Genomic DNA, 14836 nt, shown 5'->3' with positions numbered 1-14836 from the left:
GAGCCTATTCATTTAAGGAGCGTAAAAATGGACTTGTCGTTTTCTTTTATCATTCCCGTATACAATAGACCCAACGAAATTAAGGAATTGTTGGATAGTCTACGTTTACAAACCTATGACAAAACTTTTGAGGTGGTTATCGTCGAAGACGGTTCTACTATTTCATCAGAAGAAGTCATAGGTGAGTATGTAGATGATCTAGCTATTTCATATTATAAGAAGCCAAATTCTGGTCCTGGAGATTCTAGAAATTACGGTATGGCTAGGGCAAAAGGTAATTACTTTATAGTATTGGATTCTGATTGTATTTTACCACCGCAGTACCTTGTGGCTGCAGAGAAAAGTTTGCAAGAAGATTATGTGCATTGCTATGGCGGTCCGGATGCGGCACATGAATCTTTTTCTACCGTTCAAAAAGCAATTAACTATGCTATGACTTCTTTTTTGACAACAGGAGGAATTCGTGGAGGTAAGAAAGCAGTAGATAAATTTCAGCCCAGAAGTTTTAATATGGGTATTTCTAAAGAAGCTTATAGTACAGTAGGCGGTTATGGAAATATTCACCCCGGTGAAGATCCAGATCTAACCATACGCATTTGGAATAAAGGGTATAGAACTAAATTGATTTCAGAAGCATTTGTGTATCATAAAAGGCGAATAGACTGGAACAAATTTTATATTCAGGTGAATAAATTTGGTATGGTACGGCCTATATTGAATAAGTGGCATCCAGAGACCAAGAAGATTACCTATTGGTTTCCAACTGTGTTTAGTTTAGGATTTGTGGTTTCGGTATTATTGGCATTAGTAGGTTTCAAAATTCCGTGGTTTATATATTTAACATACTTTTTAGTTTTGTTTATAGATGCGCTTTTAAAAACTCGTAATTTAAAAGTGGCATTTTTATCACTGGTGGCAACAGCGATACAATTTTTTGGATATGGATACGGATTTTTAAAATCAACCTTGTATATTAATTCTTCAAATAAAAAGCCAGAGGAAATTTTTCCGAAATTATTTTTTAGAGTGAATTGATGGAACGTTTAGTAGAGTGGATAAGAACAGGACTAAAGAAAAGAAAGGTAAAAGTTTTTCTTGTGTTCTTGTTGTGTGCTTCACTCGCTTGGTTAATTAATAAGTTATCGCTTACCTATACAAATAACACTACTTTTCAAGTGGAATATGTAAATATTCCGGACGAATTCTTATTGGCTAATACTCCAAAAGATGAAATTGAAGTACGTCTTCAAGCAGCTGGATTTCAATTTTTAGGATATGAATTAAAACCCAAGCAAGTAAAGTTAGATGTTAGTAAGGTGATGCATAAAGATGGAACCTACTATTTAACATCAGATCAAATTAGGATTCAGTTAGAATCTCAGCTTAATAATTATAGCATACTAACAGATTTTGATAGTGATGCTATATATTTTGATTTTACATCTTTAGAAACCAAGAAGGTACCAGTAAAAGTAATGGTAGATATGACCTTTGCATCAAACCACATTCTGGAAGGGGAGATTGAAGTAGTGCCGGATTCAATTCAAATTTCAGGTCCTAAGAGTCAAATTGATACTATAAAACAAATTAGAACGACATTGTTTAAGTCTGATTATATAAATACTTCATTCTCAAATGAAATAGCGTTACAATTACCTGAACAATTAAAAGGAACAACTTTTTCCAATAAAAAAGTTAGACTCTCTGGTAAGGTGGTCAAATTTTCTGAACAAGTAATAGAAGTTCCTGTTCAGGTAATCAACTTACCAGAAAATGTAAAGGTTCGTACTTTTCCAGAAATAGTTGAAGTCCGGTGTCAGGGTACTTTAAAGCATTTGAAGGAATTGGAAGTAGGAGATTTTTCTGTAGAGGCAGATTATGCTACGCTCTCAAAAGAGAACGAGAATACCTTGTCCGTAAAATTGGTAAAATATCCAAGAAGTTTAAACAATGCTGTAATCAGCACAAATGAAGTTGAATTTATACTTCGAAGAGAATGATGATAATAGGTTTAACAGGAGGAATAGGTAGCGGAAAATCTACGGTTGCTACTATGTTTAAAGAATTAGGTATTCCAGTTTATGATTCGGATCAACGTGCAAAATTCTTAATGAATACTTCCAAAGTTATACATGACCAATTAGTTGCTTTATTAGGGGAAGAGGCTTTTAAGGATGGTGCGTTAAACAGATCATATATAGCTGGTAAAGTTTTTAATGATGCAGGGTTATTGGCAAAACTCAATAATATAGTGCATCCTGTGGTGAGGCAAGATTTTATAGATTGGTCAAATGATCAAGATGCAGACTATGTAGTTCAAGAAACAGCTTTGTTGTTTGAAAATAAGGCACAAGAACTCTATGATGATGTCATATTGGTAACCGCTCCCAAAGAAGTCCGTATTAATCGTGTGTTAGATAGGGATAACACTACTAGAGAGCAGGTTGAAGCACGTATAAACAATCAACTTGATGATGAAACAAAATTAGAATTAGCCAATTATGTAATTGAAAATACTGACTTAGAAAGAACTAGGTCAAAAGTGCTACAAGTTCACGCATCTATCCTCTCTGACTGTTAGTAATTTAGCAATTTTAACATTTTTGTTAAGGTTAGGTTAAACGTACTACCCTCTAACTGTTAAATCTTTAATTTTAACACCCAATGAACAAAAAGTTATTTGTGCTCTTAGTGGTTTTAATGAGCCTTTCACTTATTGGTCTGATTTTCGTTCAAAGTTTCTGGATTAGCAAATCCATAGATAGTGGAGAAGAACAATTCTCTAGTAGTGTTTCAGAAGCATTGAACAGCGTCACCAATAAAATTACCGAAAGAGAATCTAAAAACTACTTTGATAGGTATTTACATGCAAAGGATAGTATTGGAGGAGAGCTAAAAGGTGCTCAGCTGACTAATTTTTTCTTTATTGATAGGGATATCAATTCTAATGAGATATTACTGTATGAACACGGTATATTAGAAGAAGATTATGGTATTTCGTCTACGTTCTTTGATAGTAGTGATGGTGCGGATACCACTATCATTAAAAATTTTACCAGTAAACGAACTACCTCTATTTTTAGGGCAGATTTTGATATAGAAAGTAATACGCCACGTTTTAATCCTATTCAAAGGATTGAAAAAATTGGGGGTCTTAACAAAATGGAAAAGGCCGCCATGGAAGAAATGTTTATGGTTCATGCAAAGCGTGTACCTATTCACAAGCGTGTTTCCAAGCAAGAAATTGAATTGTTGCTGCAACGAGAATTGGAGAACAGAGGTGTTGATATTGCTTTTGAGTATGGAGTGTATAGCAATGGTCTACCGACCAAAGTGAAATCTTCCAAATTTAAATATGCAGAATCAAACATCTATAAATCTCCCATGTTTGTGGATTTTGAAGGAGTCTCAAATTTCGATTTGTTAGTTTCCTTTCCAAAGAAAAAACGATTCTTGGTACAGTCTATTTTAGGTCTGGCGCTTCTTTCACTGTTATTTACCATTATCATAGTGGTAGCTTATGCAGGGGCAATTTATCAGTTGATACGTCAAAAGCAGATATCTGAAATAAAGACAGATTTCATTAATAATATGACGCATGAGTTTAAAACTCCCATTGCGACTATTAATCTTGCTGTAGAAGCGATTAGAAATCCTAAGATAATTACCGATCAAGAAAAGGTTTTGCGCTATTTACAGATGATTAGAGATGAGAATAAAAGAATGCATGCTCAAGTAGAAAATGTATTAAGAATCTCTAAACTTGAAAAAAATCAGCTTGATATTAGTAAGGATAGGGTTAACGTTCACGACATTATAGAAGATGCTATTACTCACGTTCAATTAATAGTTGATGATAGAGGCGGATATATACATACACATTTAGATGCTGAACGATGTGAAGTGTTAGCTAATGAAATGCATTTTACCAATGTTATTGTAAATATGTTGGATAATGCAATCAAGTATTCTGAAGAAGCACCAAAAATTGATGTATTTACAGAAAGAGCTAAAAATTATATTATAATAAAAGTGCAAGATCAAGGTGCTGGTATGAGTAAGGCTGTGGTCAAGAAAGTATTTGAAAAATTCTATCGAGAGCACACAGGAGATTTACACAACGTTAAAGGACATGGATTAGGATTGTCTTACGTTAAAAAAATAGTAGAAGACCACCAAGGCGAAGTATATGCCGAAAGTGAAAAAGGAAAAGGAAGTACATTTTACATAAAACTGCCGTTAATATAAAAATATATGGAAACAATAAACAAGAAAATACTTTTAGTAGAGGATGACCCAAATTTTGGGATTGTATTGAAGGATTATTTGTCAATGAATGACTTTGATGTCACTTTGGCCAAGAATGGAATGGAAGGATTTGAGAAGTTCAAAAAAGATAATTATGATATCTGTATTTTAGATGTGATGATGCCTTATAAGGACGGTTTCACGTTAGCGAAAGAAATTCGTGAAAAGAATGAGAATGTTCCAATTGTTTTTTTGACGGCAAAAACAATGAAGGAAGATGTTCTTAAAGGATATAAAGCTGGTGCAGATGATTATTTGAACAAGCCTTTTGATTCTGAAGTTCTACTTATGAAATTGAAAGCGATTCTTCAAAGAAAAGCTTCTAATGGATTGGCGGATAGCAAGAAATTTGAATTTACAATTGGTGGTTTCCACTTGAATTCTAAATTAAGATTCTTGAAATATAAAGATGAGGAATCAATCAAGCTTTCTCCAAAAGAGAATGAGTTATTGCGTTTGTTGGCTTTACATGAAAATGATTTAATGCCAAGAGAGCTTGCGCTGACTAAGATATGGAGAGATGATAATTACTTTACATCTCGTAGTATGGATGTTTACATAGCTAAACTACGTAAGTATCTTAAGGTTGATGATACCGTTGAAATTTTGAATATACATGGTGAAGGTTTCCGCTTGGTTGTAAAGACTGAAGGTGAGTAATCTTACTAAGAACTATTATAAAAAAGCATCCTACTGGGATGCTTTTTTATTTTTATAACATTTCAATAATATCCTTTACAATTTCATTGGGAGTTTGGTCTATAGAAACTGTAAGTGCATCTGTTGGAGTTTCAAGATCATCAAATTGAGATTGCAATAAGCCTTTTGGCATATAATGGTTTTCTCGTTTGTTTAGTCGGGCTTCTATGAGTTCAAAACTACCATCTAAAAAAACAAATTGATGTTTGTTCTCTAAATTTTTGCCAAGTATAGTTCTGTATTTTTCCTTAAGGGAGGAGCAAACTATAACCGCGCCAGTCTCTAAATTTTCAATACCTACCTCATTAAGTTTCTCTAGCCAACCCTGACGATCATCATCGTTTAATGGATGACCTTCTCTCATTTTTTTCACGTTCGCTTCTGGATGAAAACTATCACCATCAAAAAAAGGAAATTGTAATTTCTCTGCTAATAGTTGACCAATGGTAGATTTGCCACTACCGGAAACACCCATTAAGAATAAGATTTGCTTTTTAACCATGCTTTAAATTTACAATTTCATTATCAATTTCTTGTAAAAGACTTTTAGGTGTATAATTATACTCAACCCATTTGGTGTCCTTGTTTCTTAAAAACCAAGTGAGTTGTCTTTTAGCAAATCGTCGTGTATTTTTCTTTATTTCAGATATAGCGAACTCTAAGGTCCATTCATCATCGAAATAATTAAAAAGTTCTTTGTAGCCCACAGTTTGCAAAGCATTATAGTCCTTGTAATTAACTAAGCTTTTGGCTTCTTCTAAAAGTCCGGCTTCAACCATAAGGTCTACACGTTGATTTATACGTTCATAAATTAAAGGTCGCTCAGCTTTAAGACCAACAGAAAGAACTTTAAATGCTCTTTTTGCTTTTGGTTTGTTCAAGAACGATGAATAGGGAGTACCGCTACCAATGGTAACTTCCAACGCCCTGATCACTCTTTGGGGATTATTAATATCTACCTTTTCAAAATATGTAGGGTCTAATTGTTTTAACTTTTTTTGTAAAGCTTCAATACCTTTTTCTGCCAATTCAGTATTCAAATCTTCACGAATCGATGGGTCTACAGTAGGGAAGTTGTTTAGTCCATCCGTAACAGCATTTACATACAAACCACTACCACCAACCATAATTACCACATCATGAACTTTAAAAAGGTCGGATAGTTTTTGAATGGCTTCTCTTTCAAAATCACCCACAGTGTATTGTTCGGTAATACTCTTATGTTGAATAAAATGGTGTTTTGCTTGAGATAGCTCTTCTAAACTTGGTACAGCAGTACCAATATTCATTTCTTTGAAAAACTGTCTAGAATCGGCTGATATAATTTCTGTATTGTAGTGTTGAGCTAAAATTATAGCCAATTTGGTTTTCCCGATGGCTGTTGGTCCAACTACCGATATAAGAATTTTATTCATTTAAAATAGATCCACAGTTATAACAATGAGTAGCATCATCTCTATGACCTTCTTTGCTACATGTTGGGCAACATTGTGTATTCACATGAACGTAACTCCCAGATTCTTTTAGATTAGAAGTGTCATCTCTATTTTGTTTAGAGAATTCAGCAGTAACCATACCTGTTGGTACGGCAATGATACCATAACCTAATAGCATAATTATCGTTGCAATTGCTTGCCCTTGTGGTGTTATAGGAGCAATATCACCATAACCAACAGTAGTTAGTGTAACAATGGTCCAGTATATGCTTGTAGGTATGCTTGTAAACCCTGCTTCATCACCCTCTACTAAATACATTAGGGTACCCATCATAACAGATGCGATAAGTACGGCAAATAGAAATACGGTAATTTTTGCTCTACTCGCTTTTAATGCTCTTTTTAATTGAGAAGCTTCACCTAGAAAACGAGCAAGTTTTAAAATACGAAAAACACGTAATAACCTAAATGCGCGAACAGCTAAGAGTACTTGGGATCCAGCAAAAATATAGGAAATATATAACGGTATAGTAGATAAGAAATCTATAATACCGTAAAAACTAAATATATAGGCACTAGGTTTTCTTATAGAAATAATTCGTGCTATGTATTCAATGGTAAAGAAAATGGTAACGATCCATTCAAGTACAAATAGAATTTCATGGTATTCAGCGTCAATAGCTTTTACACTTTCTAGCATGATAAGAATAACACTGAAAATGATAATTATGAAGAGAATAATATCGAACAATTTACCCATAGGGGTATCTGCTTCATAAATTATTTCATGAATTTTATGTTTCCAAGGTGATAGTTTTTCGTCTTCCTTCAAACTAATCGTTTATTTCAATTATTTTAAGTACCCGCTTCTTTCTCAAATAAGATTCAATAAGATAATTAGCATCACGAGTACCGTTCATTGGTGTAATTATACTTTCTAAGATATGAATATTATTTATTTGATAGTTCAGATCATAGAATCCGAATCCTACTAAAGAACCATTTTTAAGCAAAATAGCACTTTGTTCCCCAATTTCTCTACCCTTGTCAACCACAACAACTTTATTTGCTTTAATGCTGTTTTGTGTAGTTGCAGCTATAACTCGTTTATTATATTCTTCAACGTCTTCTTTATCTATACAAGCGCCTTTACAATTACCATCATCATAGGCGGAACAATTGTTTCGAGCTTCACTGATACCGTTTACTTTTTCGCACAGACCAAATTCCTTGGTAATTTTATATAAATAATTCTTAGCACTGAATACACCATTAAAAAGCCCTAACGGTTCTTTACATTCTCTATAAGGTTTAATGTCTAAAGAAAAATAACCATTTTCGTTTACGCTTTTGCAAATAGCGTGGCTATACATTCTTTTTTTAGGAATGCTACTGTATTTAGGTCTCAGTTTTAAAAGTTCTTCATGTTCCTTTAAAATAGCAACAAGTTCATTACCCGTAAGTTCAAAAGTAACCTTTTTGGTGTCCTTGGTTAGCTTTCTAGATTTATCATTGGTCTTGGTGAATATCTGATTGACCCTCTTTTTTATATCGCTTGTTTTACTAAGGTGAATAATGTCTCCATCTTTATTATGCATATAAAACACTCCGGTTTTGTTCGGCAGGTCTCGCACAATATCCAATTGTTTTTCAGAAAGTTCACCTTGGGTTTCTTTTCTTATAGTGTCTTTAATGATTATTTTTTCAGAATCTTTGGCAAGTAACAGTTTAAACAATTTTATGGTTGCCAAAGCATCGCCATTAGCGCGGTGTCTATCACTTACCGGTATGCCAAGGGATCGTACCAATTTACCTAAACTGTATGATTCCGCATCTGGTAATAAAAGCTTAGATAGGTCTACGGTACAAAGGGTTTTGCGTTCAAAATTATAGCCTAAACGTCTAAATTCGGTTCTTAGAATTCTATAATCGAACTGGGCATTATGGGCTACAATTACGGTATCTTCCGTAATCTCAATAATACGTTTGGCGACCTCATAAAATTTAGGAGCCGTTCTAAGCATTTTACTATTGATGCCTGTTAGTTTAACCACAAATGGTTGTATATCCCTTTCCGGATTTACCAAACTTATGAATTTGTCAACTACTTTTTGTCCATCAAATTTGTGAATAGCAATTTCGGTGATTCCCTCTTCATTAAATTTTCCTCCGGTAGTTTCAATATCTAAAATTGCGTACATGTATTATAATATAATTTGTGGGGTAGTAATGTTTTAGATATTAATTTCTAGACCCAAAGATACTACTTCCTATACGTACCATGTTACTGCCTTCTTCAATTGCGATTTTATAATCACCACTCATACCCATAGAGAGGGTAGTAAAATCGGTATAGTTATTACTAAGTTTTGTATAAAGTGATTTTAAACCGCTGAACTCCTTGCGAACCTGATTGGCATTATCGGTAAAGGTTGCCATGCCCATTAGACCTACAATCTTTACATTTTTGTAAGCTTTAAATTCTTCGTTGGCTACCAATTCAAGTAATTCTTCTTCATTAAACCCAAATTTTGTGTCTTCTTCGGCAATATGTACCTGAAGCAAACATGAGATGGTACGGTTATGTTTTTCTGCTTGTTTATTAATTTCTGCCAATAATCTTGGGCTGTCAACCCCATGAACCAAAGAAACGTACTCAGCCATGTATTTGACTTTATTGCGCTGCAAATGACCAATCATATGCCATTCAATATCTTTTGGTAGGTTCTCCCACTTTTCTGTCATTTCTTGAACCCTGTTCTCTCCAAAAACACGTTGTCCCTCATCATAAGCTTCCTGAATAAATGACATAGGTTTTGTTTTGGATACGGCAACTAAGGTTACGTTATCAGGAATGGTTTCTTTAATGGCTAATAGGTTTTCTTTTATAGACATATAAACTTCAATTCTAGAATGCTTTATTTAGTGAACTGATTTGATACAACTTCAGCTTTTCTGTTTGCGGAATAATCGTAAAATCCTTCACCGGATTTTATTCCCTTTTTTCCTGCCATTACCATATTTACAAGTAATGGGGATGGTGCATATTTAGGGTTTTTGAATCCGTCATGCATCACGTTTAAAATAGAAAGACAAACATCTAATCCTATAAAATCCGCTAATTGTAACGGACCCATAGGGTGCGCCATACCTAATTTCATTACCGTATCTATTTCTTCAACACCTGCAACGCCATGATGCAATGTTTCAATAGCTTCATTGATCATAGGCATTAAAATTCTGTTCGCAACAAAACCAGGGTAGTCGTTCACTTCTGTCGGTATCTTTCCTAATTCTTTAGAAAGCTCCATAATTGAAGTTGTGGTCTCGTTAGAAGTGCTATAGCCTCTAATAATCTCCACTAATTTCATTATGGGAACCGGATTCATAAAATGCATTCCAATAACTTTTTCAGGTCTATTGGTAGCTGCAGCAATCTGAGTTATGGAAATAGAAGAAGTGTTTGATGCTAAAATGGTATTTGCATCACAGGCATCATCAAGCTCTTTAAAAATATTCAACTTGATGGTTACATTTTCTGTGGCAGCTTCAATAGCAAGATCAACCTTTGATACCCCTGCTTTCAATTCTGTAAAAGATTTGATATTTGCTAGTGTGTTTTCTTTGTCGGATATCGTTATTTTTTCTTTAGCTACCATTCTGTCCAAATTCTTGGCTATGGTGGCAAGACCTTTATCTAAAGCTTCTCTAGAAACATCAATTAGGTGAACTTGAAATTTTTTTTGGGCAAATACATGGGCAATTCCGTTGCCCATTGTTCCTGCACCTATAACTGCAATTGTTTTCATATTTTATTTGGATTAAATGCTGCAATAATTTGTAGAGCAACTTTTAGCGCTTGTGTACCTTGTTTTAAACTTACAACAGGAGTTGTGTTATTGTTTATAGCGTCTGCGAAAGATTCTAGCTCATCTAAAATAGCGTTATTGGTCTCAATAGATGGGTTTTCAAAATAAATTTGTTTTTTGATACCTTCGGCGTTTTGTAGAATCATATCAAAATCTCCCGGTTCTTTAGGGGCATCTTTCATTTTCACGACTTCCACTTTCTTCTCAAGAAAATCTACGGAGATATAAGCGTCTTTTTGAAAGAAACGAGATTTTCTCATGTTCTTTAAAGAGATTCTACTAGCCGTTAAATTCGCTACACATCCGTTAGCAAACTCTAATCTGGCATTTGCAATATCTGGAGATTGACTGATTACCGAAACTCCGCTAGCATTTACCTGTACTACTTCAGAATTTACAACACTTAGAATAGCGTCAATATCGTGAATCATTAAATCTAGAACAACCGGCACATCAGTGCCTCGTGGATTAAATTCAGCCAATCTATGGGCTTCAATAAACATGGGGTCTTTTATAGCGTGCTTTACAGAAGTAAATGCAGGGTTAAAACGCTCCACATGTCCCACTTGTCCCTTTACTCCATATTCCTCTTCTAGTTCAAGTAGTGAATTAGCTTCTTCTAGGGTATGTGTAATAGGTTTTTCAATAAAAATATGCTTACTTTTTTCAATGGCTTTTTTTGCACAATCGTAATGCGAAAGGGTAGGAGTTACAATATCAACGACATCAACGGCATCAATTAAATCATCAAGACTTTTGAAATAAGTATATCCAAATTCCGAACTAACCTTTTCTCCATTAGAACTATCGGCATCGTAAAAACCAACGAGTTCATATTTTTTAGATTCATTAAGAAGTCTAAGGTGGATTTTACCTAGATGCCCAGCTCCTAAAACACCAACTTTTAACATTTGTTTCGTTTTCCTCAAAAATACGCATAGTTAGGTACTTTTATCCTATGCAAGATTTCAATTTTAGAAAAAATAAATATAAGTTTTCGTTGGTTCTTCCGTCGTTTAAAGAACTTTATTAACTTTGAAGGACAAACCGACTACCATTGAAAGATACCTTAAAACACAGGGGAATGCGCAACCATTTAGCGCAAGTATTGATAGACAAAGGAATAGCTGATAAAAGTGTTCTGGATGCTGTTAGAGAAATACCTAGACACTTATTTATAGATAGTAGTTTTGAGGGGCATGCCTATCAAAACAAAGCTTTTCCTATTGCTGCGAACCAAACAATATCTCACCCGTATACCGTTGCTTTTCAAACTGAATTATTAGAACTTGAACAAGGACAAAAAGTTTTGGAAATTGGTACTGGTAGTGGTTATCAGACAGCAGTACTTTTAAAATTAAAGGTAAAAGTCTACACTATTGAAAGACAGCTGGAATTATTTAAAAAGACTAATATTTTCTTCAAAAAAATGGGTTACCGTCCTAAGCAGGTGATCTTTGGAGATGGGTATAAAGGATTGCCTAAAGAAGCTCCGTTTGATCGTATTGTTGTAACCGCAGGCGCACCTTCAGTACCTAAGGCTTTATTGTCACAATTAAAAGTAGGAGGTAGGTTGGTAATACCAATAGGTTTTGAAGAACAGATAATGACATTGTTTGTTAGAACTACAGAAAAGGAATTCTCTAAGACAGAATACGGTTCATTTAGATTTGTACCATTGTTAGAGAATAAAAACTAGCCGTTAAAATTCTTCTTTATACGATCAAGATCTCTCTTATTGTCGCGGTCTTTTATAGACTCTCTTTTGTCGTAAAGTTTTTTTCCTTTCGCTAATGCAATTTGCATTTTAGCAAAGCCTCTTTCGTTTACAAAAACACGAAGGGGTACAATGGTTAAACCAGAGGTATTTACTTCTTTACTGAGTTTTTTAAGTTCTCTTCTCTGTAATAGTAATTTACGCGCGGCTTTTGGTTTGTGGTTAAAATGAGATGCATGAGAGTATTCGTCTATCTGCATGTTAATAACAAATAGCTCATCTCTATCATTGAATTCACAAAAACTCTCTGAAATAGACGCGCGACCTTCTCTGATAGCTTTAATTTCGGTACCGGCTAAAACGATACCTGCCGTATATTTATCTAAAAGCTCGTATTCAAAACGAGCTCTTTTGTTCTTAATGTTTATTGTATTCTGCATCACAGGCAAAAGTAAGAACATTTGAATGAATGTCTTAGCCTTTTAAAAGTTATTGCTAACGATATTATTTTAATCTGGACAGTTACAGTTGAAAATTAATTTTTCTACTGAAGATATGCCGTTAATGATCTTAACGATAAACAAAGTTCCGTTTTCGCTATCATCAATGTCATAATACTTTTGTTCGTCAATTAATTTATTTACAAATTCAGGGGTAGTGTTACTGTGACCAACGATTAAAACGTTACTATTTAAATTGTCGGCTTTAAATTGAGCAATGTCAATAGTGCTAGGATTGTAATACTGCACATCAATATTTTGCTTAACAGAAGTAGGTGCTGCTGTCATTGCGGTTCTGTTATAGTCTGTAGAATAAATGGCATTCAATTCCGTGTCGGCAAGAATTTCTGCCCAATGCATAGCCCTGCCCAAACCTTTTTGGTTGAGTTCAGGGTCAGAATCATCAGGATTGTTTCTATTCTTTTCGGCATGTCTTATAAGATAAAATGTCGAAATTGAAGTTTCTTCTTGCGATGTATCAATAACTGGCTCATCTTTGCAGGAAAGATTGATTGCCAGAAAAATTAAAAGAACAATTTTTAATGCTTTCATGAAATTTTGTTTGGTGTATTAATTTAATAACTAAAATTAGTTCAAAATAGTACTATAAATAGTCTATTTTTTGTTTTTTTGCATATGAAAAAAATTTGTGGGGCACTTCTTATTGGTTTTGTAGTTCTAGGTATAAAGGCTCAAGAAGTCGTACTTCCTACTGATTTTAGGCAGCAAAATCTTACTGAATATAACAGTAGTTTAATAAATCCTGCTTATAGTTTAGACCGTAATAATCCCTCTTCAGTAGCATTATGGGCTAGATGGCAATGGCAATCTTATGATGCAGACCCAACTTCATTATTCTTAAATTATACAGCAAGACTAAATGATGTATCTGCTGCTGGTGTTGGTTTTTTTCAGCATAATACAGGAATCTTCTTAAATACCGGTGCGGCTCTTAACTACGCTCATACAATAGAGTTAAGTGAAGGTGTTATTTTAGGAGTTGGTTTAAACGTTTTTGCTTTTCAACAGAAATTGGCAGATGATCGTTTTTTTATTCCTAACCCGTTACAGACTACTGCAGAGAATGATTTTATTCTGCAAATGGCACCAGGAGTTAATTTAAGTATTGATAGATTTAACATTGGCTTAGTATCTGAGAATTTATTTGACTATAATTTCTCTTCCAATGAACGAAATACAAGTCCTGAAGATAGAATGTTTCAAGCTTTGGTAAGTTATGATGTTCCTGTTAGTGTATTGAGTACGGATGATAGTTCTGTTTTAAGACCTATGCTGTACTATAAGACTATTCCCGGACTGGACAATCAAGTGGGAATGACCGCATTATTGACAACAAACAAATATTGGGCGCAAGCAGGTTATAATAGTTTCTACGGATTTTCCGGTGGTGTAGGAGGGCGTTTCTTTAAACGCTTCTCTTTTGGTGCCTTAATAGAAGTAGGCACAAGTTCAGATTTAAAAGGTCAAGATCCATCGTTTGAATTGGTGACATCTTATAAATTAGGAACACTACAAACTCCGGAAGAAAAACTTGAAGAACAATTAATTGCAGAGGAGAAAAAGCAAAAAGAGCAAGCGCTTATTAAGCAAGAAGAAAACGTTATAGTGTCTAATGAACTAACTAAGGCAGAAAAGTTAGCTCTTAAAAGAGAATCAAAAAAGCAGGAGCGTTTAGCTCTTATAGAAAGTAATAGAATTAAAGATTCCATTCAAAATGCCACGAATACTTCTAAATTGGTTGTTAAGGAATCTAGGAGAGATATTAGAAGAAAAAGAGATTCTATAGAAAGTGCAAGAAAAGAACAAGCAATAGCAGCTGCTAATGCTTTAAAACAGCAGAAGCAGCAAGATTCAATAGCAGCAGTAATGAAGAAGGAGGCTGCCGCTGTTGCACTAGCCCAAAAGCAGAGACAAGATTCAATTGCACAAAGTGAAGCCCTGGCAATGAGAAATGAAGTTGTAAAGGTAAGAGCAGGCGAGAAATATGAAGAAGTGACTAAAGAGGGTTCTTTAGAGCCTGGATATTACCTGATAGCAAATGTATTTGGTACTAAAAAGTACTTGGATGCTTTCTTAGCGGATATGCATAAGAAGGGGATTGATGCTAAATCGTTCTTTAGACAAAAGAATAAATATAATTACGTATACCTGGCTAAATACAACTTCATAAAAGATGCAAGAGAAGCAAGAGATTCCAAACTTGGAGGAAAATATACTGATAAAATATGGATATTCAGGGTAACGGGTGAGTAGAAATCTTATCCGTTATCATATTATTAGTAGAAA

Annotated in this window: 16 protein-coding genes; 7 read left to right on the top strand and 9 right to left on the bottom strand. The window is 34.3% G+C overall.

Annotated features, from left to right (window positions below; genetic code table 11):
- Nucleotides 1-27 precede the first annotated feature (27 nt).
- The 5 genes from UH1x_RS20350 (at nt 28) to UH1x_RS20330 (ending at nt 4968) form a co-directional block, all read left to right on the top strand.
- Nucleotides 28-1035 carry a glycosyltransferase family 2 protein gene (locus UH1x_RS20350; RefSeq protein ID WP_482624036.1) on the top strand — a complete coding sequence of 336 codons (1008 nt, stop codon included), beginning with the start codon at nt 28-30 and terminating at the stop codon, nt 1033-1035.
- The gene (locus UH1x_RS20345) at nt 1035-2000 is read left to right on the top strand and encodes a YbbR-like domain-containing protein (RefSeq protein WP_482624034.1); all 966 of its coding nucleotides are present in this window, start codon (nt 1035-1037) and stop codon (nt 1998-2000) included. The genes UH1x_RS20350 and UH1x_RS20345 overlap by 1 nt, the downstream gene beginning before the upstream one ends.
- Nucleotides 1997-2581 carry a dephospho-CoA kinase gene (coaE, locus tag UH1x_RS20340; RefSeq protein WP_482624032.1) on the top strand — a complete coding sequence of 195 codons (585 nt, stop codon included), beginning with the start codon at nt 1997-1999 and terminating at the stop codon, nt 2579-2581. The genes UH1x_RS20345 and coaE overlap by 4 nt, the downstream gene beginning before the upstream one ends.
- Before the next feature lie 83 nt (nt 2582-2664).
- Nucleotides 2665-4248 (top strand): sensor histidine kinase, encoded by a 1584-nt coding sequence (locus UH1x_RS20335; protein WP_036154879.1) that lies wholly within the window; start codon nt 2665-2667, stop codon nt 4246-4248.
- Between the two features lie 6 nt (nt 4249-4254).
- Nucleotides 4255-4968: a response regulator transcription factor gene (locus UH1x_RS20330; RefSeq protein ID WP_027067244.1), complete on the top strand. Its 714-nt coding sequence runs from the start codon at nt 4255-4257 to the stop codon at nt 4966-4968.
- Nucleotides 4969-5020: 52 nt separating this feature from the next.
- Here the strand turns inward: UH1x_RS20330 and UH1x_RS20325 are convergent, their stop codons facing one another.
- The 7 genes from UH1x_RS20325 to UH1x_RS20295 are packed head-to-tail and all read right to left on the bottom strand — an operon-like array spanning nt 5021 to nt 11223.
- Nucleotides 5021-5509, bottom strand: a complete 489-nt coding sequence (locus UH1x_RS20325) for a gluconokinase (protein ID WP_482624017.1) — start codon at nt 5507-5509, stop codon at nt 5021-5023.
- Entirely contained in the window at nt 5502-6422 is a 921-nt protein-coding gene (gene miaA, locus UH1x_RS20320) for a tRNA (adenosine(37)-N6)-dimethylallyltransferase MiaA (protein WP_482624011.1), read from the bottom strand. The genes UH1x_RS20325 and miaA overlap by 8 nt, the downstream gene beginning before the upstream one ends.
- Nucleotides 6415-7275: an ion transporter gene (locus UH1x_RS20315; protein ID WP_482624009.1), complete on the bottom strand. Its 861-nt coding sequence runs from the start codon at nt 7273-7275 to the stop codon at nt 6415-6417. Before UH1x_RS20315 ends, miaA begins: the two co-directional genes overlap by 8 nt.
- A 1-nt stretch (nt 7276) precedes the next feature.
- Nucleotides 7277-8644, bottom strand: a complete 1368-nt coding sequence (locus UH1x_RS20310) for an exonuclease domain-containing protein (RefSeq protein ID WP_482624007.1) — start codon at nt 8642-8644, stop codon at nt 7277-7279.
- Between the two features lie 40 nt (nt 8645-8684).
- The gene (locus tag UH1x_RS20305) at nt 8685-9338 is read right to left on the bottom strand and encodes a YggS family pyridoxal phosphate-dependent enzyme (protein ID WP_482624005.1); all 654 of its coding nucleotides are present in this window, start codon (nt 9336-9338) and stop codon (nt 8685-8687) included.
- Between the two features lie 23 nt (nt 9339-9361).
- A complete protein-coding gene (locus UH1x_RS20300) occupies nt 9362-10252 on the bottom strand; it encodes a 3-hydroxybutyryl-CoA dehydrogenase (RefSeq protein WP_482624003.1) in 891 nt (296 codons plus the stop codon).
- Nucleotides 10249-11223: a Gfo/Idh/MocA family protein gene (locus UH1x_RS20295; RefSeq protein ID WP_482626529.1), complete on the bottom strand. Its 975-nt coding sequence runs from the start codon at nt 11221-11223 to the stop codon at nt 10249-10251. The genes UH1x_RS20300 and UH1x_RS20295 overlap by 4 nt, the downstream gene beginning before the upstream one ends.
- Nucleotides 11224-11369: 146 nt before the next feature.
- Between UH1x_RS20295 and UH1x_RS20290 the strand changes: the two genes are divergently transcribed.
- Nucleotides 11370-12011 carry a protein-L-isoaspartate(D-aspartate) O-methyltransferase gene (locus UH1x_RS20290; RefSeq protein WP_405414368.1) on the top strand — a complete coding sequence of 214 codons (642 nt, stop codon included), beginning with the start codon at nt 11370-11372 and terminating at the stop codon, nt 12009-12011.
- Here UH1x_RS20290 and smpB read toward each other — a convergent pair.
- Both smpB and UH1x_RS20280 read right to left on the bottom strand, forming a co-directional pair.
- A complete protein-coding gene (gene smpB / locus UH1x_RS20285) occupies nt 12008-12469 on the bottom strand; it encodes an SsrA-binding protein SmpB (protein WP_348348682.1) in 462 nt (153 codons plus the stop codon). The two genes, UH1x_RS20290 and smpB, sit on opposite strands and share 4 nt — an antisense overlap.
- A gap of 69 nt (nt 12470-12538) precedes the next feature.
- The gene (locus tag UH1x_RS20280) at nt 12539-13081 is read right to left on the bottom strand and encodes a SixA phosphatase family protein (RefSeq protein ID WP_482624000.1); all 543 of its coding nucleotides are present in this window, start codon (nt 13079-13081) and stop codon (nt 12539-12541) included.
- 84 nt (nt 13082-13165) lie between these two features.
- On the opposite strand from UH1x_RS20280, the gene UH1x_RS20275 reads away from it, so the two are divergent.
- Nucleotides 13166-14803 (top strand): PorP/SprF family type IX secretion system membrane protein, encoded by a 1638-nt coding sequence (locus UH1x_RS20275; RefSeq protein WP_482623998.1) that lies wholly within the window; start codon nt 13166-13168, stop codon nt 14801-14803.
- Nucleotides 14804-14836: the final 33 nt, after the last annotated feature.

The sequence above is a fragment of the Maribacter sp. UH1 genome (genome assembly GCF_056839145.1).
The sequence above is the reverse complement of the archived record's forward strand: the minus strand, read 5'-3'. Positions and strand labels throughout refer to the sequence as shown.

Coding starts and splice junctions, on each gene's coding strand:
- coaE (WP_482624032.1), top strand. CDS start 1,997: ATGATGATAATAGGTTTAACAGGAGGAATAGGTAGCGGAAAATCTACG.
- UH1x_RS20350 (WP_482624036.1), top strand. CDS start 28: ATGGACTTGTCGTTTTCTTTTATCATTCCCGTATACAATAGACCCAAC.
- UH1x_RS20330 (WP_027067244.1), top strand. CDS start 4,255: ATGGAAACAATAAACAAGAAAATACTTTTAGTAGAGGATGACCCAAAT.
- UH1x_RS20325 (WP_482624017.1), bottom strand. CDS start 5,509: ATGGTTAAAAAGCAAATCTTATTCTTAATGGGTGTTTCCGGTAGTGGC.
- UH1x_RS20345 (WP_482624034.1), top strand. CDS start 1,035: ATGGAACGTTTAGTAGAGTGGATAAGAACAGGACTAAAGAAAAGAAAG.
- UH1x_RS20295 (WP_482626529.1), bottom strand. CDS start 11,223: ATGTTAAAAGTTGGTGTTTTAGGAGCTGGGCATCTAGGTAAAATCCAC.
- UH1x_RS20280 (WP_482624000.1), bottom strand. CDS start 13,081: ATGAAAGCATTAAAAATTGTTCTTTTAATTTTTCTGGCAATCAATCTT.
- UH1x_RS20305 (WP_482624005.1), bottom strand. CDS start 9,338: ATGTCTATAAAAGAAAACCTATTAGCCATTAAAGAAACCATTCCTGAT.
- UH1x_RS20300 (WP_482624003.1), bottom strand. CDS start 10,252: ATGAAAACAATTGCAGTTATAGGTGCAGGAACAATGGGCAACGGAATT.
- miaA (WP_482624011.1), bottom strand. CDS start 6,422: ATGAATAAAATTCTTATATCGGTAGTTGGACCAACAGCCATCGGGAAA.
- UH1x_RS20335 (WP_036154879.1), top strand. CDS start 2,665: ATGAACAAAAAGTTATTTGTGCTCTTAGTGGTTTTAATGAGCCTTTCA.
- smpB (WP_348348682.1), bottom strand. CDS start 12,469: ATGCAGAATACAATAAACATTAAGAACAAAAGAGCTCGTTTTGAATAC.
- UH1x_RS20310 (WP_482624007.1), bottom strand. CDS start 8,644: ATGTACGCAATTTTAGATATTGAAACTACCGGAGGAAAATTTAATGAA.
- UH1x_RS20275 (WP_482623998.1), top strand. CDS start 13,166: ATGAAAAAAATTTGTGGGGCACTTCTTATTGGTTTTGTAGTTCTAGGT.